Source organism: Vibrio halioticoli NBRC 102217 (assembly GCF_000496695.1).
GTDB lineage: Bacteria > Pseudomonadota > Gammaproteobacteria > Enterobacterales > Vibrionaceae > Vibrio > Vibrio halioticoli.
Window position 1 is genome coordinate 1 of record NZ_BAUJ01000067.1, and the last position, 21,838, is coordinate 21,838.

20 protein-coding genes are annotated in these 21,838 nt (G+C 42.7%); 3 read left to right on the plus strand and 17 right to left on the minus strand.

The genetic code is table 11. The features are described 5' to 3' along the window. Positions 1–55: 55 nt before the first annotated feature. The 3 genes from VHA01S_RS15915 to tsaA all read right to left on the minus strand — a co-directional run bounded on the left by VHA01S_RS15915 (position 56) and on the right by tsaA (position 2,844). Positions 56–259 carry a YaeP family protein gene (locus VHA01S_RS15915; protein ID WP_023405368.1) on the minus strand — a complete coding sequence of 68 codons (204 nt, stop codon included), beginning with the start codon at positions 257–259 and terminating at the stop codon, positions 56–58. A gap of 89 nt (positions 260–348) precedes the next feature. Continuing rightward, positions 349–2,064, minus strand: a complete 1,716-nt coding sequence (locus VHA01S_RS15920; RefSeq protein ID WP_023405369.1) for a proline--tRNA ligase — start codon at positions 2,062–2,064, stop codon at positions 349–351. Between the two features lie 72 nt (positions 2,065–2,136). Beyond that, positions 2,137–2,844 (minus strand): tRNA (N6-threonylcarbamoyladenosine(37)-N6)-methyltransferase TrmO, encoded by a 708-nt coding sequence (gene tsaA / locus VHA01S_RS15925; protein WP_023405370.1) that lies wholly within the window; start codon positions 2,842–2,844, stop codon positions 2,137–2,139. A 414-nt stretch (positions 2,845–3,258) separates the two neighbouring features. Here tsaA and VHA01S_RS15930 point away from each other — a divergent pair, with 414 nt between their 5' ends. Further along, a complete protein-coding gene (locus VHA01S_RS15930) occupies positions 3,259–4,848 on the plus strand; it encodes an AbgT family transporter (protein ID WP_023405371.1) in 1,590 nt (529 codons plus the stop codon). 365 nt (positions 4,849–5,213) lie between these two features. Here the strand turns inward: VHA01S_RS15930 and VHA01S_RS15935 are convergent, their stop codons facing one another. The 3 genes from VHA01S_RS15935 to metN are packed head-to-tail and all read right to left on the minus strand — an operon-like array spanning position 5,214 to position 7,752. Further along, positions 5,214–6,023: a MetQ/NlpA family lipoprotein gene (locus tag VHA01S_RS15935; protein WP_023405372.1), complete on the minus strand. Its 810-nt coding sequence runs from the start codon at positions 6,021–6,023 to the stop codon at positions 5,214–5,216. Between the two features lie 27 nt (positions 6,024–6,050). Then, the gene (locus VHA01S_RS15940; protein WP_021714767.1) at positions 6,051–6,728 is read right to left on the minus strand and encodes a methionine ABC transporter permease; all 678 of its coding nucleotides are present in this window, start codon (positions 6,726–6,728) and stop codon (positions 6,051–6,053) included. Beyond that, positions 6,718–7,752: a methionine ABC transporter ATP-binding protein MetN gene (gene metN, locus VHA01S_RS15945; protein WP_023405373.1), complete on the minus strand. Its 1,035-nt coding sequence runs from the start codon at positions 7,750–7,752 to the stop codon at positions 6,718–6,720. The genes VHA01S_RS15940 and metN overlap by 11 nt, the downstream gene beginning before the upstream one ends. Before the next feature lie 182 nt (positions 7,753–7,934). Here metN and gmhB point away from each other — a divergent pair, with 182 nt between their 5' ends. Continuing rightward, on the plus strand, positions 7,935–8,489 hold the full coding sequence (gene gmhB, locus VHA01S_RS15950; protein ID WP_023405374.1) for a D-glycero-beta-D-manno-heptose 1,7-bisphosphate 7-phosphatase: 555 nt from the start codon (positions 7,935–7,937) through the stop codon (positions 8,487–8,489). A 568-nt stretch (positions 8,490–9,057) separates the two neighbouring features. Further along, positions 9,058–10,308: a serine hydroxymethyltransferase gene (gene glyA, locus VHA01S_RS15955; protein ID WP_023405375.1), complete on the plus strand. Its 1,251-nt coding sequence runs from the start codon at positions 9,058–9,060 to the stop codon at positions 10,306–10,308. Between the two features lie 72 nt (positions 10,309–10,380). Here glyA and VHA01S_RS15960 read toward each other — a convergent pair whose 3' ends face one another. The 11 genes from VHA01S_RS15960 to mrdA all read right to left on the minus strand — a co-directional run bounded on the left by VHA01S_RS15960 (position 10,381) and on the right by mrdA (position 21,832). Next, the gene (locus tag VHA01S_RS15960; RefSeq protein ID WP_023405376.1) at positions 10,381–10,872 is read right to left on the minus strand and encodes a M48 metallopeptidase family protein; all 492 of its coding nucleotides are present in this window, start codon (positions 10,870–10,872) and stop codon (positions 10,381–10,383) included. 337 nt (positions 10,873–11,209) lie between these two features. After that, positions 11,210–12,193 (minus strand): hypothetical protein, encoded by a 984-nt coding sequence (locus VHA01S_RS15965; protein ID WP_023405377.1) that lies wholly within the window; start codon positions 12,191–12,193, stop codon positions 11,210–11,212. 241 nt (positions 12,194–12,434) lie between these two features. After that, positions 12,435–13,211, minus strand: coding sequence for a hypothetical protein (locus tag VHA01S_RS15970; RefSeq protein ID WP_023405378.1), 777 nt, complete (start codon positions 13,209–13,211; stop codon positions 12,435–12,437). Between the two features lie 541 nt (positions 13,212–13,752). Next, a complete protein-coding gene (locus VHA01S_RS15975; RefSeq protein WP_023405379.1) occupies positions 13,753–14,082 on the minus strand; it encodes a hypothetical protein in 330 nt (109 codons plus the stop codon). Between the two features lie 260 nt (positions 14,083–14,342). After that, a complete protein-coding gene (gene lipA, locus VHA01S_RS15980; protein ID WP_023405380.1) occupies positions 14,343–15,308 on the minus strand; it encodes a lipoyl synthase in 966 nt (321 codons plus the stop codon). Next, positions 15,301–15,948 (minus strand): lipoyl(octanoyl) transferase LipB, encoded by a 648-nt coding sequence (lipB, locus tag VHA01S_RS15985; protein WP_039971199.1) that lies wholly within the window; start codon positions 15,946–15,948, stop codon positions 15,301–15,303. The genes lipA and lipB overlap by 8 nt, the downstream gene beginning before the upstream one ends. Positions 15,949–16,170: 222 nt before the next feature. Continuing rightward, positions 16,171–16,440, minus strand: a complete 270-nt coding sequence (gene ybeD, locus VHA01S_RS15990; protein WP_023405382.1) for a DUF493 family protein YbeD — start codon at positions 16,438–16,440, stop codon at positions 16,171–16,173. Positions 16,441–16,613: 173 nt separating this feature from the next. Beyond that, positions 16,614–17,795 carry a serine hydrolase gene (locus VHA01S_RS15995; protein ID WP_023405383.1) on the minus strand — a complete coding sequence of 394 codons (1,182 nt, stop codon included), beginning with the start codon at positions 17,793–17,795 and terminating at the stop codon, positions 16,614–16,616. A gap of 229 nt (positions 17,796–18,024) precedes the next feature. Further along, positions 18,025–18,816 (minus strand): septal ring lytic transglycosylase RlpA family protein, encoded by a 792-nt coding sequence (locus VHA01S_RS16000; protein ID WP_023405384.1) that lies wholly within the window; start codon positions 18,814–18,816, stop codon positions 18,025–18,027. After that, entirely contained in the window at positions 18,816–19,937 is a 1,122-nt protein-coding gene (rodA, locus tag VHA01S_RS16005; RefSeq protein ID WP_023405385.1) for a rod shape-determining protein RodA, read from the minus strand. The genes VHA01S_RS16000 and rodA overlap by 1 nt, the downstream gene beginning before the upstream one ends. After that, a complete protein-coding gene (gene mrdA / locus VHA01S_RS16010) occupies positions 19,934–21,832 on the minus strand; it encodes a penicillin-binding protein 2 (protein ID WP_023405386.1) in 1,899 nt (632 codons plus the stop codon). Before mrdA ends, rodA begins: the two co-directional genes overlap by 4 nt. Between the last annotated feature and the right edge of the window lie 6 nt (positions 21,833–21,838).

Sequence of the window (21,838 nt, forward strand, 5' to 3'; positions counted from 1 at the left end):
ACAGGCAGTTTATTTATATAATAAACTGCCTGTGTTTTATTTAATAAAGAAAATATTAATCTTCAAAATCAGAAATAAGTAAATTTGCAGCTGCAAATGCCGCTCGTTCACGAATCTCTTTAGGAAGTGTTACATCTCCCGCAACGTCATTGAGCGTTTTGATTGCGCAAGTGATCGCTTGCGGAATATAGCCTTGATCACCACTACCAATTTGAGCATACAACTCACGAATGAGTTCACAACAATCATAGATTTTCATCATCTTCTCCAGAAATGAATAAGGCAGCCGAAGCTGCCTTTATTAGAATTTGCTTCTTCCCCAAACAAGGAGAGCAATAGCGCAAAGGCTTACTTTAGTAGACCTTGTAGATGAGCAACGATGTTGTCCATTTCTACAGGTACTTTTTCGCCATCGCGACGGTTTTTATATTCAAAGTGGCCGTTGTCCATACTACGATCACCGATAACTACCGTGTGCGGAATACCGATAAGTTCGATATCTTTGAACATAACGCCAGGGCGCTCTTTACGATCATCAAATAGCACTTCGATACCTTGCGCCGTTAGGTCTGCGTAAAGTTTCTCTGCTGCTTCTTTTACTCGTTCAGATTTGTGCATGTTCATTGGCACAATCGCCACTTGGAACGGTGCAATGGCTTCTGGCCAGATGATGCCGTTTTGGTCATGGTTTTGTTCGATAGCCGCTGCTACTACGCGAGTACAGCCAATGCCGTAACAACCCATTTCAACGATAGCACTCTTACCATTTGCATCCAGAACTGTCGCGTTCATAGATTTAGAGTAGTTGTTACCAAGCTGGAAGATATGACCCACTTCGATACCGCGTTTTAGTTGGATAACACCTTTACCACATGGGCTTGGATCGCCTTCCACTACGTTACGCAAGTCTTCAACTTGAGCAAGCTCAACATCACGTCCCCAGTTGATGCCAAAGTAGTGTTGACCATCTACGTTTGCACCTGCGCCAAAGTCGCTCATTACCGCTACGCTACGGTCAACGATGAATGGCAGTTTTAGACCAACTGGACCTAGAGAACCTGGGCCTGCGCCAATGGCTGCGCGAATTTCTTCTTCGCCGGCCATTTCTAGTGGTTCAGCCACTTGTGGCAGTTTCTCAGCTTTGATTTCGTTGAGTTCGTGATCGCCACGGATAATTAGTGCAATGATCTCAAACTCAGACTCTTCAGAGGCTTTAACGAATAAAGTCTTCACTGTTTTCTCGATTGGCAGTTCAAATTGCTCAACTAACTCAGCGATGGTTTTCGCGTTTGGCGTATCCACCAAAGTCATTTCTTGAGTTGGCGCCGCCAGCTCAGTAGTAGGTGCAATAGCTTCTGCTTTTTCGATGTTAGCCGCAAAATCAGATTCAGTTGAGAAGGCAATTAAATCTTCGCCACTTTCTGCCAGTACATGGAATTCATGTGAAGCGCTACCGCCGATAGAACCTGTGTCAGCCAGTACTGGACGGAAGTCCAATCCCATACGGTTGAAGACATTGCAGTATGCTTGGTGCATTTCAGCGTATGTTTCATCTAGGCTGTCTTGGTCTAGGTGGAAAGAGTAAGCATCTTTCATGATGAATTCACGAGAGCGCATCACACCAAAACGTGGGCGAACTTCGTCACGGAATTTAGTTTGGATCTGGTATAGATTTAGAGGCAGTTGCTTATAAGACTTCACCTCGTTACGAATCATATCCGTGATCACTTCTTCGTGAGTTGGACCTAATACGAATGAACGTTGGTTACGGTCTTTAATACGAAGTAGTTCTGGTCCAAATTTTTCCCAACGGCCAGTTTCTTCCCACAAGTCAGAGGGTTGTACAACGGGCATTAGGGTTTCAACTGACCCTGCATTGTCCATTTCTTCTCGAACAATGTTTTCCACTTTACGCAATACGCGTAAGCCTGTGGGCAACCAAGTGTAAAGGCCTGAGGCCAATTTACGAATCATACCTGCACGAAGCATTAGCTGGTGGCTAACTACTTCTGCGTCGTTAGGCGTTTCTTTCAATGTAGAAACTAGGTATTTACTGGTACGCATTGATGCTTTCCGTTGTAGATTTATAGAGATGTTAGGGAGTTATTTCCCTAAAAATAGCCTCTATAATAACAGTCAATCGCTTTGTGCTAAAGGGGCAATGTTCTGCACTGCAATGCAATTATCAGTAGCGATAAAGCTAACGTTCCATTCAAATAAGCTCACCGCATACGTTTTGGGATCAGGTTTGCCTTTTTTATAAGCAGGTCTGGGATCTTGCGCCAAAATTTCACTCAACGCTTGTCTGCGATAGCGGCCGTCTTGGTGCTGTTGTAAAACCGCTTCTGCCGCAGCAGAAAAGTGTACATCGACTGGGTTTGGCGCTGAATCGGCGTAGCCTCCAATGGCATCAGGAATGCTATCGGAGTACGGAATATAAGGTTTGATGTCGATAATCGGGGTGCCATCTACAAGATCAACATTACCGAGTTTGATGACCACTTGTCCTTGTTGCAGTTCCACATCGATGAGCTCTACCGCGGACATGCCAATTGCGTTAGGTCTGAATGTTGAGCGACTGGCAAACACACCCACTCTTTCATTTCCCCCCAAACGAGGTGGTCGCACGGTCGGTTTCCAACCGGATTCTATATTTTGGTCAAATAGAAACAACAGCCATAAATGTGAAAATTGCTTTAACTCACGCACCGAGGCTTCGGTATTGGCTTCTCCGACAAGATGCAGTTCGGTGGTTACTGTTGGCGCAAGGTTCGGCTGTCTAGGAATCGCAAATTTCTCTTTATATGGAGTACGTATAGTGCCGATAGGCGAAATAGTGTGCATTGTTGTTCATTCCTAGAGTTAATTTTGAGCGTCGACAATATCTGGATTTCGAGAACTAGTTGCTGAGAAACGTTCACCTGACAGGGTGTTCCTTCTTAGCAATGTAAGCTCTGCATCACTTTATTACAAACATATACTGAAAATGATGCATTGATTTGTAACTGAATATAAACGGCGCTTACTTGTTAATTATTAAAGTTTTTTTTGCAATAAATCCCTTTAAATATTGTGGTGAAAGGCACCGTTTAGCGTGCTGATGTAACTTGTCATAACTGCGTCATCTTTTCAATTTATAGCCACTCATGTATGTTTCCGCCTCCTTTTTGTCGCGCTCTAGGAATAACGCGTCATACGCTGCATACAGCAGCGCTTGAGAGCAAAAAGGAATATAAAAATAATTAAAGGAGAACTCAGGTGAATACATCTGCTTCACAGACACAACAACCGCCTAAAAAGCCGTTGTTTACTCGTTTTTTAGATACCGTTGAATACCTAGGAAACTTACTACCACACCCAATCACCTTATTTGCTCTTTTTTGTGTGGGTATTTTAGTCCTATCGGGCATTGCTGGATATTTTGACGTCTCAGTTATTGACCCTCGCCCAGAAGGAGCAGCAGGTCGCAGTGCCGATGGCATTATTGAAGTTGTTAGCCTGCTTAATGGTGAAGGGCTGCGCTTGATCGTGACTAACCTTGTCACCAACTTTACTGGGTTTGCCCCACTAGGCACCGTGTTGGTGGCAATGCTAGGTGTTGCTATTGCTGAGCACTCTGGCATGTTGTCTGCGGCAATGCGTGGCTTGGTGATGAACGCGTCACAGCGTATGGTGACCGTGACGGTTGTTTTTGCCGGTATCATCTCAAACACCGCCTCTGAGCTTGGCTATGTAGTGTTAATTCCACTTGCGGCAATGCTCTTTCACTCTTTAGGTCGTCACCCATTAGCCGGACTAGCCGCCGCATTTGCGGGTGTCTCGGGCGGTTATTCAGCCAATCTACTGATCGGTACGGTTGATCCATTGCTATCAGGGATCACCGAAACAGCGGCGCAGATGATTGATCCTAACTATTCGGTAGGTCCTGAATCAAACTGGTACTTTATGTTTGTTTCAACCTTCTTCATCTCGATCACTGGTGCATTTGTGACTGAGAAAATCGTTGAGCCTAAATTGGGCAAATACAATGATGAAGAAGCATCAGAAGATCTCTCCAATGACAGCATGGGCGCACTAAAGCCTGAAGAGAAGCGCGGTCTTAAATTTGCCGCTGTTGCTGTGCTCGCCGTTAGTGGTTTGATAGCGCTGACTGTAGTACCTGAATGGGGCGCACTGCGTCACCCTGAGACAGGCCTTGTGGCAGGCTCTCCATTTTTGAAGAGTATCGTGGCATTTATCTTTGTGTTCTTTGCCATCCCAGGTTTCGTGTATGGGCGCGTAGTGGGCACCATGAAAAACGATCGTGACGTGATTGATGCGATGGCGAAGTCGATGTCGTCGATGGGGCTGTATATTGTACTGGTGTTCTTTGCCGCGCAATTTGTCGCCTTCTTTAAGTGGACTAATTTTGGGCAAGTGTTTGCCGTTGCTGGCGCGGAATTTTTACAAACCATTGGCTTAACAGGCCCAATGTTGTTCTTTGCGTTCATTTTGATGTGCGGGTTTATTAACTTAATGATTGGCTCAGCATCGGCACAATGGGCGGTGACCGCACCTATTTTTGTACCTATGTTAATGCTAGTTGGATACGCTCCAGAAACGATTCAAGCGGCGTATCGTATTGGTGATTCCACAACGAACATCATTACGCCTATGATGAGTTACTTTGGCTTAATATTGGCTGTGGCGACGCGCTATATGAAAAACTTAGGGATAGGCACTTTGATATCGACCATGTTGCCGTATTCGATTTGCTTCTTGTTTGGCTGGTCTATTTTATTCTACGTGTGGGTATTTGTATTTGGCCTACCGGTAGGGCCGGGAGCCGCCACTTTCTACACACCTTAGGGTAGATAGGGTCGAGATATTTAAACAGAAAGTCTAAACGAAAAAATGGTCAGCGATAGCTGACCATTTTCTTCTGGAGTTTAGCAACGAGCAACTACCAACATTCCTTATTGATTCCTTGTCGCAGCATTGCCCCAATAGATTATCCTATCTCGTATTCGCTGTGTTCTTTGCAAGATTAGATTTATCAACATCTATTAAATTTGGTGCGTAAGCATTTGGTTTTATAGGTGTTTAACTATATTTAATTAACGGTAACGGTTAGGGCTAAAACGAAAAAAGCGCCATTCAAAGAATGGCGCTTAAAAGAGGAGGCTTAAAGTAATTTTATTATTTCAAGAAAAGGTATTACTTTAAAAAAGGTCTTACCAACCTTTAACTAGGCCACCTTTAAAGATTTCATCAGCAGCTTTGTAAACTTCGTCAGTTTGGTACGCTTTAACGAAGTTTTTAACGTTTTCGCTGTTTACGTTTTCTTCACGAGCAACGATAAGGTTTACGTATGGAGATTCTTTGCTTTCTACAAAGATGCCGTCACGTTGTGGAGTAAGGTCGATAGAGCTTGCGAATGTGTTGTTGATGATAGCAAGAGTCATATCGTCTAGAGAACGAGTTAGTTGCGCTGCTTCTAGCTCAACAATTTCGATTTTCTTAGGGTTTGCTGTGATATCACGAACTGTTGCTAGCAGACCTGCGCCTTCACGTAGCTCAATAATGCCTTGTTGTTGTAGAAGAAGCAGTGAACGACCTAGGTTAGTTGGATCGTTTGGTACTGCGATGCGATCGCCTTCTTTCAACTCATCAATAGATTTGATTTTTTTAGAGTAACCCGCGATTGGGTAAACAAATGTAGTACCAGCAATAGCTAGTTTGTAACCACGATCAGCAATTTGTTGGTCTAGGTATGGTTTGTGTTGGAATGCGTTGATATCAACAGAACCATCATCAAGAGCAGCGTTTGGTGTAACGTAATCTGTGAAAGTTACTAGCTCAACATCTAGGCCGTATTTTTCTTTCGCTACTTTAGCCGCAATCTCAGCAACTTGTGCTTCAGCACCAGCCATAACGCCCAGTTTGATCTTGTTGCTGTCTTGTTCTTTATCACCACAGCCAGCAAGGATTAGCGCTGAAGCCGCTACTGCAACCGTGAAAATTTGCTTAAGATTAAATTTCATGAGTTTCTCCGTGTAATATTTCGTTTCTTATCTGTGGTCAACTTTACTAACCAGTGCGTCACCCACAGATTGAATGATTTGCACTAATATAATGAGCATAACAATAGTCACAGCCATGATGATGATATCGTAGCGGTAGAAACCGTAACGAATGGCAACATCACCTAGACCGCCACCGCCAACAGTGCCTGCCATTGCCGAGTAGCTAACCAAGGTAACTAACGTAATGGTGACAGAGTTAATGATGGTTGGTAGCGCTTCTGGAAGCAGTACCTTAGTAATAATTTGCAGTGGCGTAGCGCCCATAGATTGCGCCGCTTCTACCAGCCCACTTGGAACTTCTAACAGTGCGCCTTCAATTAAGCGTGCCACAAATGGGATTGCGCCAATGGTCAAAGGAACGATAGCTGCTGTAGTACCGATAAAAGTACCAATTAGTAGTTTCGTTAATGGGATTATAGCTACCATCAATACAATAAATGGAACACTTCGACCAATATTGATGATTGCGCCTAATACAGAGTTAAGGCGCGGGCTTTCTAATAGACCACCACGTTTGGTGGTGTGCAGAATAACCCCTAGCGGGATACCAACTAAAAAGCCAACAATGCCTGAAAACGCCACCATATAAAGTGTTTGCCATGTTGCCTTGAGCAAAAGGCTGTTATTTGCGCTGAACCAGTCAGCAAATACATCATAAGACATAGCCTAGAACCTCGACTTTAATTTTTTGTTCTTGAAGATAGTTAATAGCCGCATCGTAGGATTCTTCATCGCCATACACTTCTGCGACCATCATGCCGAACTTAACGCCGCCAGCATAATCCAAGTCTGAACTTAGAATAGAAATATCAATATTGAATTTACGTGCAATTTGGCTGATAACCGGTGCATTCACACTGGCGCCAGTAAACTCTAAGCGAACTAAAGCGTAGCTTCCTTCGCAGCGCTCTTTTTGCAGGCGTGATTCATAATCTTCTGGAATAGAGAGATCAAGTGTAGAGCGTATAAATTGATGGGCCAGCTCTGTTTTAGGGTGCGCAAAAATAGTGCCCACAGTGCCTTTTTCGACCAGTTCGCCACCACCAATAATCGCCACTTCGTGACAGATGTTTTTCACCACATCCATTTCGTGGGTGATGATTAAAATGGTAATTCCCAGTTGACGGTTGATGGTTTTTAATAGCGCAAGGATAGATTGCGTAGTCGCAGGATCAAGTGCGCTGGTGGCTTCATCACACAGCAATACTTTAGGGTCACTGGAAAGCGCTCTCGCTATTGCCACACGTTGTTTTTGACCGCCACTTAAATTGGCAGGGTAGGTATTACGTTTGTCAGCCAGACCAACAAGACCTAATAGCTCAACCACTTTGTTTTCGATGTATTGTTTGTCTTTACCCGCAAGCTCTAACGGCAATGCGATGTTTTCAAACACAGTACGAGATGAAAGCAAATTAAAGTGTTGAAAAATCATACCTATGTTGCGGCGTGCTTCTGACAATTCTTTTTTAGATAACTTAGTCAGATCGATACCATCAACGATAACTTCGCCACTGGTCGGTGCTTCAAGCATGTTTACACAACGAATTAGAGTACTTTTACCGGCACCAGAAGAACCAATAACACCAAAGATATTGCCTTTGCCGATGGTTAAATTGATATCTTTCAAGGCATTGATTGCGGTTTTGCCTTGGTAGAATACCTTGTTAACTTGCTTAATCTCTATCATCAAAAAGCCTGCTTGATTAGGGAGAGGATCTAAAATCTTCCAGAGATGCTAGATAGTTCACAGAATGAAGTCAATAGATATTTTTACGTCTAGACGTCTAAAGCTGAAAACGTAGGTGCGAGTGATTCCAAAGCGTGCGATAATTATCCCCATATCAAGCAAACAATGCAGAGTAATTTACCGTGTCTAAACCCGCTGTTTTTTTGGATCGTGATGGTGTCATTAATGTTGATCATGGTTATGTCCATGATGAGCATGATTTTGAATATATTCCTGGAGTTTTTGAAGCGACAGAACAGCTACAAAAAATGGGTTATATGCTAGTGCTAGTGACCAATCAATCGGGCATTGCACGCGGTAAGTTCACCGAAGAGCGATTTGAATCGTTAACACAGTGGATGGATTGGAATTTCTCTGATCATGATGTGGAGTTTGATGGTATCTATTATTGCCCACACCATCCTGAACACGGTATCGGTGAATACAAACAAGATTGTGACTGTCGCAAACCTAAGCCGGGTATGTTTATCTCGGCGCGAGATTTTCTAAACATTGATATGGAAAACTCGGTTATGGTTGGTGATAAAGCAGAAGATCTTATGGCTGCAGAAGCTGCGGGTGTTAAAACTAAGATTTTAGTGCGTACGGGTAAGCCGGTTACTGACAAAGGTGAAGCCATTGCCTCGGTTGTACTCGATAGTATTAAAGACGTACCAGCCTATTTAGCACAGCAGTAGAACGACTTAGTCATTAAGTCGCTTAGCTTTGTAAGTTAAATGATTGTTCAGGCTTTGATTATGTCAAAGCCTGTTTTGTCTGTATTTTTAATCATGCGTATTTTTATCTAGCAGATTTTTCGCTATATCCAAACTTGTATCCGATAAATAGCGCTCCCTTCATCAACCACTAACTATCTACAATTCAATACAACTTCTCAACGTAATTGCAGTGATCATTACTGTCGAAACGTCAAAAAAATCGATAATTTCGCATTAAATTGCGTTTCACAAAATTAAGAGTTAGTTATCTTTTATCGAACAGTTTGGCCGAAATTGTTGTTAACATCGTGTAATTTTCAATTTACACGGTGTAAAGTTGAAGACCTCAAATAAGATAATCCCATATTAGACCTTTATTCTGTAGGAAAATTAGGTAAATATACCTATAAGAAACAGGGACAAAAAGAATTTGTGATACAAATTTATTTCGGTAAAATGCCGCCATTGCCGTGACGAAAACGTTTGCGTTTAGTCATTGTATGGCTTTTTTAGCTATTTACAGTTTAATCTGAGTCAGGAGATACAGATGCTAAAGCGTGATATGAACATCGCTGATTACGATGCGGATCTATTTGCCGCTATTCAAGAAGAGACAGTGCGCCAAGAAGAGCACATTGAGCTTATCGCTTCAGAAAACTACACAAGCCCACGGGTAATGGAAGCACAGGGTTCACAGCTAACTAACAAATACGCCGAAGGTTATCCGGGCAAGCGTTACTACGGTGGTTGTGAGTATGTTGATAAAGTTGAAACTTTAGCTATCGAACGTGCATGTGAATTGTTTGGTGCAGATTACGCGAACGTTCAGCCACACTCTGGCTCACAAGCCAACAATGCTGTTTACATGGCGTTGCTCAATGCAGGTGATACTGTTCTAGGTATGAGCCTTGCACACGGCGGTCACTTAACTCACGGTTCTCCAGTTAACTTCTCTGGCAAGCTATACAACATCATCCCTTACGGTATTGATGAGAATGGTCAAATTGACTATGAAGAAATGGAAGCACTGGCTGTTGAACACAAGCCTAAGATGATCATCGGTGGCTTCTCTGCTTACTCACAAGTGTGTGATTGGGCTCGTATGCGTGAAATTGCTGACAAAGTGGACGCTTACTTCTTCGTTGATATGGCGCACGTTGCAGGTCTTATTGCAGCAGGTGTTTACCCTAACCCAGTTCCACATGCGCACGTTGTAACAACTACAACGCATAAAACTCTGGCAGGCCCTCGTGGCGGCTTAATCCTTTCTAACGAAGGTGAAGCGCTGTACAAGAAACTGAATTCAGCGGTATTCCCTGGCGGTCAAGGTGGCCCTCTAATGCACGTTATCGCGGGTAAAGCGGTAGCCTTTAAAGAAGCACTAGAGCCAGAATTTAAAGATTACCAAGCTCGCGTTGTTGCTAACGCAAAAGCAATGGTTGCTGAGTTCTTAGCGCGTGGATACAACATTGTATCTGGCTCTACTGAGAACCACTTGTTCCTTGTTGATCTTATTGATAAAGACATCACAGGTAAAGAAGCCGATGCTGCTCTAGGCTCTGCGAACATTACCGTGAACAAAAACTCGGTACCGAATGATCCTCGCAGCCCATTTGTAACATCGGGTATTCGTGTAGGTTCACCTTCAATCACTCGTCGTGGCTTCACTGAAGAAGACGCGAAAAACCTTGCGGGCTGGATGTGTGACATCCTAGACAACCTAGGTGATGAGTCTGTTATTGAAGCAACTAAAGCGAAAGTACTAGAGATTTGTAAGCGTAAACCTGTTTACGCATAACGGACAAAACGATAGTGAAAACAAAAGCGAGCCTTTAACGGTTCGCTTTTTTATTGCGAGCAAGATAGCGACTTAGCTTTCTAGGTAGATCATAAATAAACGCGCATCGAGCTCAAGTTGGTGATAGTTCGGTTCCATATGACAGCACAAAGCGTAAAACGCTTTGTTGTGCTCTTTTTCTTTGAGGTGCGCCAGTTCGTGCACGATCAACATACGCAATAAAGGCTCAGGCGCATTTTTAAATACGCTAGCGATACGAATTTCGTTCTTAGATTTTACTTTACTGCCTTGTACTCGTTGTACATAAGAGTGCAAACCCAGCGCATTGTTGATGAGATGAATTTTGTTGTCATAGATAACTTTACTCAGCGGCGCTGTTTTCTTTAAAAAACGGTTTTTAATCTGCATCGTGTACTCAAACAGGGCTTTTTCATGTTTGATACTATGTTGGGTAGGGTAGCGCTGCTCAAACCATTTTTTGAGATTGCCTGACTCGATTAGTTGGCTAACAGGCGTCACTATATGTTCGGGATAACCTTGAACATATCGAAGTAAAGGGTTCATCGTATTCCAATTGAAAGGCTAGAAGTGCTTTATTTTACCTGATTTGGTTACATGGCAAATAAAAAAAAGTATCCACTTCATGTAAGGCATTGCGCTTTTGTGGTGCTTTAACCGAGTAATTGCGCTCAAAACGCCTTAATGTATAGTTATCAGACTCATTGAGGCGTTGCTTTCTCGGACAGATATTTGTTCTAAGTCCTACTCTTTGGCACAGCTTTCTAACTCGTTATTGGACAAAACCTTGCTAGAGTGTTTGTTTAATTTAGCAAAACACGGATTAAGTAAGGCATGGCAAACTTCGCTTTCAACATCCTAGGCTGGCTAATCAGGATGGAAATCAGTCTTGGATAACCCCAAGTTTGCCGTCATCTGTGAAGTATAGTGGTGCGTCAAATAAAGCCTTTTTATGTAAGTAATGTGGATGAGTTTCAGTAAGAGGTTCAATAACAAACATATGATCATCACACCAGAATTCAGTATCTAATGTCGTTGTCATAAGTGGATAGCAAATCGTTAAGTCTTTCCCATCCTTATCCAATACTACGTAACCAAGAACCTGAAGTTTACCAAATGACTCGTCATGCTCTACTGGATTCCCATCTTTATCAACGAACACTTGATTATGAGAAATAGATGTTTTTTCACATGAAATACGGCAATACCCTTGCTTGTGGGCACCATATTCAAACTTTGCTTCGTGCAAAAGAAGCATCACACAAATTACGATCCTGTCAGAGTGCTTTAAGAATTCCGCATCCTCTACTACTAGCTTATTTGCTTTAATAACTCTCAGCAGCTCAGACACTACTTCCGTATGTTCAAAAGCAGGTTGGCTACCTATAAAGCTAAGGATGTGCTGAATGGCTCGAAATGTCTGTTCAGACATCTTGCCTTTTTTCATAGTAACAACTTGCTTCTTTTTATCTTCTGCGAAGATATTATCTAGCCTACATTTAAGCCGTTTCTTACTGACATTAAATTTCTGTTTGAGGTCACTTTCTTTGCACTTATCAATCTGAAACTTCATCAGTTTTTTTATGTAAAGTGGAAAAGGACTGGTGATGTCGAGGGACTTTTTAGGGGAGGTATATTCTTGAAAAAACTTGAAACTCAAGTAGAAAGCCTCAAGTGACTCGTTAGCAATACCTCTGTTTCTCTCATCATTATGCGCAACAAAGTCGGCCACTTCTCGAAATAGCCTATTGCCCTGAGAGTAAGCTCTTAACCTCATAAAAAGATTATCAACATCGTTTTCATCGAAGTTACCAGATTCCAACTTTTTAACGAGCTTCTGAGCTTTATTTTTTTCAATCGGTTTCATTTTTGCGAGCCGTTTAGTCTAGTTTTCCTCAATCAAGTGCTCAGGCTACTGGTATTAGGATACTTTAGTCAAATGAAGCAATAGGTTGGTGTGATATAAACAAGTCGAAACAAGGAATGGGGCAAAAATGAGTTTACTTACTTATCAATCGAACCCTTGTTGAGACTCGTAGAATGAGGGGTGTATACCCTCATCACTCTTTAAACATGACTAAGTGTAAACATCTTATTTTGCGCTATGTTCATTTTAATTTCTGAGAGTAAAAGAACAATTCAGGTTGTTTCTCAAATAATGATAATGGTGAATCTACTCGTTGGCCGCTCACAATTTTATATGGATGCATGTTGTACGAATAACCTATTTCTAAGAATGCAGTTATTTTAGTATCTTTATCAAACTCTACTATGTACTGTTTTGTTACGTTTTCCTCTAGGCCGCTTGAAAATGTGTTTATAGTTCCCTGAACAATCATCATTCGGCACTTATCACCAAGCCATACATTATTGCGAACATCAACAAACTCTCTTTGTTGGAATGTAACACCATCGTCGTCAGTAACAGCCTTTGTATTGTACTGATAGGAACTACCGTTGGCACAGTCGTTATTACCACTGGCATTAAGAACGAATGTTGTACTATCATTCCACTGGTATTCGTTCGCGTCCCAGTATGTAATTTCATATGTTCCATCGCCATTCCCTACGGCCCTAACTCGACCTTTATCACCAGTTTTCTTGTTATCCATTCGAAGGTCTGAATAATTAACCTCCCAATTGTTGTAAGAATCTTGGGGTGGAAGCTCCTGACCATTAAATGTTTCGTACGTGCCATCGATTATTCCTAATACCTCTGGCCGCGACTCATTAGAAATGGATTCAACATCCATCTTCATATCGACTTGATGCTCTACGGCAACACTCTTTGGGGTCTCGTCAATTTTTTTGCTTGGACTTGAAGAAGATCCACCACAACCAGAGAGAGCAGCTACAGTTAATACAGTTAGGGTTACATTTTTCATCGACAAACCACCCCATCTCGTTCAATCAATCCGTCATGATCTCTTGCCATTACCTCTAGTGTCTTGCTTATTATTTTCATGTATACGTCTCAGAATTTTTTAGATGTAAATAGTAGTGGTGACAAATCAGATAAAGAATGAACAATTTATTGGGCTTTGTTCTCCTTTTTGGCGACGTTATATACCCCTGACCTAAAGATTCACTTAGATACTTCTGGTCGTACTGTAGTGGCTTATCAAATTTTCTCTACTAGTTAGAATTTTGGTAGGGGAAAAGCAATTTAAATTGCAGGTTTTGAAATCAAATTAAACCCTGTTCTAGCTTATTTTGGGGCAAAGATGAGTTAGCGCTAGTCGCCCCAACACATCTCTGAATAAAAGTGAGTTTGCTAACATCCCCTATCTGTCGTTAAAAAGAACAAACTTAAAAACCTACAGAGCATTAAAAAGGAACTCCTACGAGTTCCTTTTGGTATGAGCACCACCAAAGCACAATGCCTTACACTTCATGGCCTTTCTAATATCCGTTAAACCAAGCTAATTATTGGTTTTTATTGATACTCAGTTGAGTCCCCGATTTGCAACGGAAAGTATAGTATCGGCGGCTTTCATTGAACTTTGACAGCCCTTCACCGGAACAATAATCCACGTTAATGTCGCGCATTATTTCTAATGTTTGTTCGTTATTTAAAGCAAACTTGGAGCCATCGGCGCAGATGATGCGTACTTTGCCATCATCACTGACAGAGTAGAGCGAAACTTCAGTGTTACATAATTCAAATGAAGCATCTAAATAATTGTCTTCTTGTGTATTTTTATCAGCACAACCCCAAATAAACAGAGTTAACACGGCGCATACTATGAGTCGCATGAAACGACCTCCCTTATAAAATTAAGCATTCCTTTACGGTATCTTAGCCATTAATTGAACATCCTAGCGTGGTAAAACGCGCACTAACGGCGTTTTCTGGCGCTATTTTCGTTCAGTTAATAACTGTGATTGTTATAAGCATAATTGGGATACTCCAGAAAGCAAAAAAGCACTCGAATTGAGTGCTTTTGTCACTTGTTGCCTGACAAGTCATAAATAAACGTAATCGTTCGGGCAATAGTGTGCGCAATAGAAAAGAGTTACTTAACTTCTTCGCCTTTTGCTTGCATATCAGCATGGTACGATGAACGTACAAATGGGCCACAAGCGGCGTGAGTAAAGCCTAGTTCAAGCGCAATTTCTTTTAGCTCATCAAACTCTGCTGGTGGCACGTAACGCTCAACCGGAAGGTGATGGCGGCTTGGCGCAAGATATTGACCTAGAGTAAGCATAGTGACGCCGTGCGCTCTAAGATCTTTAAGCACTTCAACGATCTCTTCTTTGGTTTCACCCAGTCCCATCATCAGTCCTGACTTAGTAGGAACATCTGGATGTTGCTGTTTGAATTTTTGTAGCAATTCTAAAGACCACTTGTAGTTGGCACCAGGGCGAACTCGACGATACAGGCGTGGCGCTGTTTCAAGGTTGTGGTTGAACACATCAGGTGGGTTCAGTTTTAGCTCATCCAGTGCCTTATCCATACGACCACGGAAATCAGGAACCAGAGTTTCAATACGAATGTTAGGGCTAAGTTTGCGGATTTCAGCATTACAATCAGCGAAGTGTTTTGCACCACCATCACGTAGATCATCGCGATCCACAGAGGTAATAACCACGTACTTAAGCTTCATATCTTTGATAGTTTGAGCAAGTCTTTGTGGCTCATTGGCTTCAGGTGTTACCGGACGGCCATGGGCAACATCACAGAAAGGACAACGACGAGTACAGATTGCACCCAAAATCATAAAGGTAGCAGTACCGTGGTTAAAACATTCAGCCAAGTTCGGGCATGAAGCCTCTTCACAGACTGAGTTTAAATTGTTTTTACGCATTGCAGACTTAATGTCTTGGATACGTTGACTATCGGCAGGTAGTTTGATCTTCATCCATTCAGGTTTGCGGAGCACTTCACTGCGCTCAACAGGTACTGTCTTGGTTGGGATCAGTGCCATTTTGTCTGCGTCACGGTATTTAACGCCTTTTTCCATTTGAATTGGTTTACTCATCGCTTTCTGCCATTTCTATTACGTCTGTGTACCCCAGTAGGACGCTGAGTTCCTTTACTAGAATACTTTGAATATTTGTACGTTGCTCTTCGGTGGTGAAGTCAGCAACCTGAGCCATTTCCAAGCCCGCATAACCACATGGATTAATGCGTAGGAAAGGAGAGAGATCCATATCGATATTTAAAGCAAGCCCATGGAAGGAGCAACCTTTACGGATCCTCAGTCCAAGTGAACAGATTTTCTTGCCGTCAACATAGACACCCGGCGCATCAGGACGAGCCGCAGACTGTATACCTAGCTTAGCTAGGGTCTGTATCACGATATCTTCAATATGTGTAACGAGTTTCCTTACACCTAAATTACGTCGACGTAGATTGAGTAGGAAATACACCACCATTTGACCGGGACCATGGTAGGTCACTTGTCCGCCACGATCACTTTTTACAACAGGGATGTCACCAGTATTGAGGAGGTGCTCCTCTTTACCTGCTTGACCTTGTGTAAAGACTGGGTTGTGTTCAACAATCCAAACCTGATCAACCGTATTTTCGTCACGTTCATCGGTAAATTGGTGCATTCGATCAAATACTGGCTCGTAGTCTTGAAGGCCAAGATGATGAATTTCCAATCGGTTTACCAATGAGAATGGCGTGGTAGTTTCTTGTTTTGCTATGTCGCTAGGCAATTCGTTATTTCCCTGAACCATCTATATCGATGTAGGCACATTACTAGCAAGTTGCTGCTATTTCTACTAGAAAAAGAGGATCTTGCTATATTTGTATGATTAAAGACCTAGCTAAGATAAGCATCACTTAAAGATCAATAGCTTAGACGTCGGTCGATAATAAGCTGTTAACTACTACTAAAGAACTACGCGTACGATTTCGATATCGCTCAGCTCTTTATATAGGATTTCAACTTGTTCAATTGAAGTAGCGGTGATCGTTACAGAAATAGCGTTGTAAGTACCTTTGCCACTTGGCGTGATTGAAGGGCTGTAGTTGCCAGGAGCATGACGTTGGATAACTTCCAGCACTAGGTCTGGCAGTTCTGGTTTAGCATAACCCATTACTTTATAGGTAAATGTACACGGAAATTCCAACAGGTCTTTCAGTTTTGGCTGCTCTTGCATGGTTGCGACTCCAAATGAAAATGGTGTGAAAGGGTCATTCAAGGCGCGCATGTTACTTTGAATGAGCTAAAAACTCAATATGAGGTCGGGTTGGCTACATATCAAGCTAGCATCCAATAAAAAAGGAAGCCACTGATGCAGTAGCTTCCTTTTGTGTCTCTTAGTGCTTTATATTAGAACCAGCTGTTAAACAGCAGTACTAGGTAGTCAATCAGACGGCTAAATAGACCACCTTCATTGACGTCTTCTAAAGAAAGTAATGGGTATTGAGCAATATCCTGACCATCAACTTGGTAGAATACGCGTCCAACTACATCGCCTTTCTTGATCGGTGCTTTAAGCTCTTTATCCAGTACGAAGCTTGCTTTTAGGTTTTTAGCTACGCCACGAGGAAGAGTCACGTATGTGTCTTCAGCTAGACCCAGTTTGACTGTGTCTTGGCTACCCATCCAGATTTTTTCTTCAGCGAACACTTCACCTTTTTTGTGAGGAGCAACAGTTTCAAAGAAACGGAATCCGTAGTTGAGTAGTTTTTTACTTTCTGCTTTACGAGCATTAGAGCTCTTAGTTCCCATCACTACGGCAACCAGACGCATTTGTCCTTCTGTACCAGAGCTGACTAAGTTGTATCCTGCACCACTAGTGTGGCCAGTTTTGATACCATCAACGTGCATGCTCTTATCCCAAAGCAAACCGTTACGGTTGTATTGGGTAATGCCGTTGTAAGTGAATTGTTTTTGCGAGTAAATTGCGTATTCGTCTGGCACGTCACGAATCAATGCTTGGCCTAGTAGCGCCATATCGTAAGGTGTTGAGAATAAGCCATCGTTATCCAGACCATGAACATTCGCAAAGTGTGAATTTTTCATGCCGATAGATTTAGCCCATGCATTCATCAGATCAACAAATGCATCTTCTGAACCCGCAACGTGCTCAGCCATAGCCACACATGCATCGTTACCCGATTGGATGATAATGCCGTGGTTCAGTTTATCAACAGTAACCGTAGTGCCTACTTCGATGAACATTTTTGATGAATCAGGAAAGTTCTTCGCCCATGCATTCTTGCTGACAACAACTTCATCATCTTTAGAGATGTTACCGCGTTTTAGCTCTTGGCCGATAACGTAACTGGTCATCATCTTAGTTAAGCTCGCAGGGTGAAGCTTAGTGTTAGCTTCTTTTTGAGCGATGACTTTACCTGAGTTGAAATCCATCAGCACGTAGCCCTTCGCTGCAATTTGCGGTGCATCAGGTAGTACTATTGGTGCTGCTTGCGAAACTGCACTAAATGCAATTGACGCTAAAGCACTCGTTACAGCAAGAGATTTGAGTGATTGGGTTATTTTTTTCATCTGTATTGTGTAATGTCCAAAGTGAAGGCAAAACTGTTTATATAGTAGCCAAATCAATAGTCTAAACCTAAACCAGAGATACGGCTACTATGCTCGCCAAAGAGTGATTTTTAATCCGTTTCTGAATTATATCAATCATAGTAATTAACGTATCATGCGAGTAGGGTAAACGCTGGATAACGACGTTTTTCCTACTCTGTGTCTGATCACTTAATTACTGTGATTGGCATTATTCAGCTTTGTGCTTTTTAATAAAAGCGCTCGGATGTCCATTTTTTTGTATTTTCTTTAGAATTTCTTGTGCCGTCATTGCGTTATCAATCGGGCCGATAAAAATTCTATTGATGCTATTGTTCTTTTCTACATAGCTAGGTTGCTTATACTCACTAGCAAGTTGATCGGATAACTTCTTCGACGAAGTGGCATTCCCAAGGCTCGCCACTTGAATGATATAGCGAGGATGAGTATTCGACGTTTTGTTTCCATTCGGTTCTGGTTTAGTGGAGATGTATTCAATCTCTACGTTTGCCACGCCAGTTTGTATTACTCCAAGCTTAGTCGCTGCAGCGTAACTCAGGTCAATAATTCGACCTTCATGGAAAGGGCCTCTATCGTTGACGCGCACGATAGCTGTCTTGCCGTTATCTAAATTTTTTACTTTGACGTAACTAGGAATAGGCAGGTTTTTATGCGCTGCACTCATTGAGTACATGTCATAAGTTTCGCCGTTAGAGGTTAAATGGCCATGAAATTTCTTGCCATACCACGACGCTTTACCTTTCTCCTTAAAACCCTGCGGATTATTTATCACAGAATAGGATTTGCCACGTACAGTGTAATCTTTGTTTCCACCTAAACTGTAAGGTTCATAGCGCGGAGTTGCATCTTCAATATGCTGTAAAGTGATTGGTGAATCCGGTGCCACATCTTGTGATATCGCATATCTATCTTCATTTGAACCTGAACATCCAGCAAGGATCATCAGGGGAATAGCCAGTATTAAACTTTTAAATAATTGCATTAATTTGCCTTTGAAAGCATTTTTCTATGGGTTTGAATAGACATCAAGATGCCAAAGCCGGCCATCAAGGTCACCATGGAAGTACCACCATAGCTGATTAAAGGCAGTGGAACGCCAACAACAGGTAAAATTCCGCTCACCATCCCCATGTTTACGAAAATATACACGAAGAAGCTTAGTACAATACTGCCTGCCATCATGCGACCGAAAGCGGTCTGTGCTTGGCTAGCAAGGTAAAGGCCGCGCCCAATAACAAAGAGATAGATACAAAGTAGGGCACTTACACCAATTAAGCCCCACTCTTCGGCAATAACGGCAAAGATAAAGTCAGTGTGGCGCTCGGGTAGAAATTCTAGCTGTGACTGAGTGCCATGCAACCAACCCTTACCCATTAAACCACCAGAACCAATGGCGATTTTACTTTGAATAATATGGTAGCCTGCGCCGAGGGGATCGGACTCAGGATTAAATAGAGTTCGGACCCGGACTTTTTGATATTCCCGCATCAAGAAAAACCACAAGATAGGGACAAATGCCCCGACCGCCATCGCCGCCGACAGAATGATTTTCCAGCTGATACCGGCTAGGAAAATAACAAAAATGCCTGAGGCTGCGATTAATATCGAGGTGCCTAAGTCCGGTTGTTTTGCGATTAAAATGGTCGGTAGCATCACCAACACTAGTGAAGTGACTAACACTCTAAAACTAGGAGGCAGTGGGCGATTACCAATATAGCGCGCCACCATCAGTGGCACGGCAAGTTTCATTAATTCCGATGGCTGAAAGCGGATAAAGCCAAGGTTGAGCCAGCGCTGCGCCCCTTTGGAGGCTTCACCAAAGAAGATAACGCCTAATAGTAGGATCAAGCCTCCAGTAAAGAGCAGTGGAGCAAGTGTTTCATAAGTTCTGGGTGTAATTTGCGCCATCACCACCATCACACTCAGAGCCAACAACATGCGCATCATCTGGCGTTCCATCATGGCAAGGTTTTGACCGCTGGCGCTATACATGATGACTAGAGCACATCCCATCAAAACTAAGATGCCCAAGATTAAGGGGAGATCTAAGTGCATGCGCTCAAATAGGGAGCGGTTTTTGCCTGTTTCTGGATCTAGTTTCATTTGTCAGGCCCAATATAGTGAGAGTTTTTATCTAATAACATATGGTCAAATATCTGTCTTACTACTGGGGCGCCGTGACTTGAACCGCCACCGGCATTTTCCAGTACTACTGTTACCACAACTTTTGGGTTTTCATACGGAGCAAACCCTGTAAATAAGGCGTGATCGCGCAAGTGCTCGGCAATTTCATCAGCGTTGTATTTTTGGTCTTCGGCAAGACCAAATACTTGAGCAGTACCCGATTTCCCCGCGCTCTTATATTGCAAACCGTAGAAGGCGCGACGTGCAGTGCCTCGTTTACCGTGGTTAACCAAATACATACCGTGTTTAGCGATAGTCCAAAACTCTTTTTTAACCCCAGTAATTGGCGGGTAAAGCTCTGGCTGTTTAAACTCTTCGACGGTTTTATTATCGTCTGTGCGATGAATGGTCGAGCGCAGTAACTGCGGCGCCATTACTTTGCCTTCATTGACCAACACTGAGGTTGCTTTTGCAATTTGTAACGGCGTTGCCGTCCAATATCCTTGACCGATACCAACAGGGATGGTGTCACCTTGATACCAAGGGGTTTTGTGGCGAGATCTTTTCCATTCACGAGTCGGCATATTCGCTTTACTCTCTTCAAAGATATCGATGCCAGTGTAGTCACCAAATCCAAACTCTTGCATCCAAGTGGATATGCGGTCGATACCTAAATCATAAGCAACTTGGTAGAAGAAAGTATCCACCGATTCTTCGAGTGCTTTATTGACATCCACTACGCCGTGTCCCCAACGCAACCAATCTCTAAATGGACGGGTTTTAGAATTAGGAATACGCCAGTATCCTGGGTCATTACGAGTGGTTTTAGGAGTGATGACTTTTTCTTGTAATGCTGCCACAGCCATAAACGGTTTCACCGTAGAGGCCGGTGGATAGATGCCAAGAGTCGCTCTATTTACCAGCGGGCGATTAATGTCATTTAATAGGGCGCGATAGTCATTACCTGATATGCCATTAACAAAAGCATTCGGGTCGTAACTCGGGCTAGAAACCATTGCCAGCACACCTTCTGTGTGAGGGTCTAGAATGACGGCGCTGCCACGACGTTTATCCAATAACTTGAATAAATAGCTTTGTAATTTAATATCGATATTTAGAACAATGTCACTGCCAGGGATCGGTGGTTCATATTTTAAGGTGCGGATAACGCGACCTCGGCTGTTGACTTCTACTTCCTGATAACCGGGCTTACCGTGCAGGGTATCTTCGTAATAACGTTCGATACCTAACTTACCAATATCGTGTGTGGCGCGATATTCTTGCAGTTTTTCAGCGCGCGCTAGACGACGTAAATCTCGGTCATTAATCCGTGAGACGTAACCGAGCACATGCGTCAGAATTTTTCCATAAGGATAAAAGCGTTTTAAGGTGGCATTGACTTCCACGCCAGGAAAATCTTGCTGATGCACCGAAAATATCGCCACTTGCTTTTCCGTTAGCTGATTGAGTAGCGGTACGGATTTAAAGCGTCGTGTGCGTTTGCGATCGCGTTCAAAGCGATGTATAGAATCTTCAGAAATAGGAAACAGCTTTTGTAAGCGCTGGATGGTCTCATCCAGATCAGAGACTTTTTCTGGAGTGATCTCAAGGGAGAAAACGGGTCTGTTTTCGGCCAGTACAATGCCATTTCTGTCGTAAATTAAACCGCGGTTTGGCGCAATAGGCACAATCTTGATGCGGTTGTCATTGGAGCGGGTTTGATAATCTTTAAACTGGTTTACCTGAATATGGTAAAGGTTGCCGATAAGTACGCCAATCAGTAATAAAATACCGATGAAAGCGACTAAAGCTCGATTACCAAATAATCGAGCTTCAAATTTATGATCTCTAAAGTGAGAGCGTTTACGCATCATGCTGGA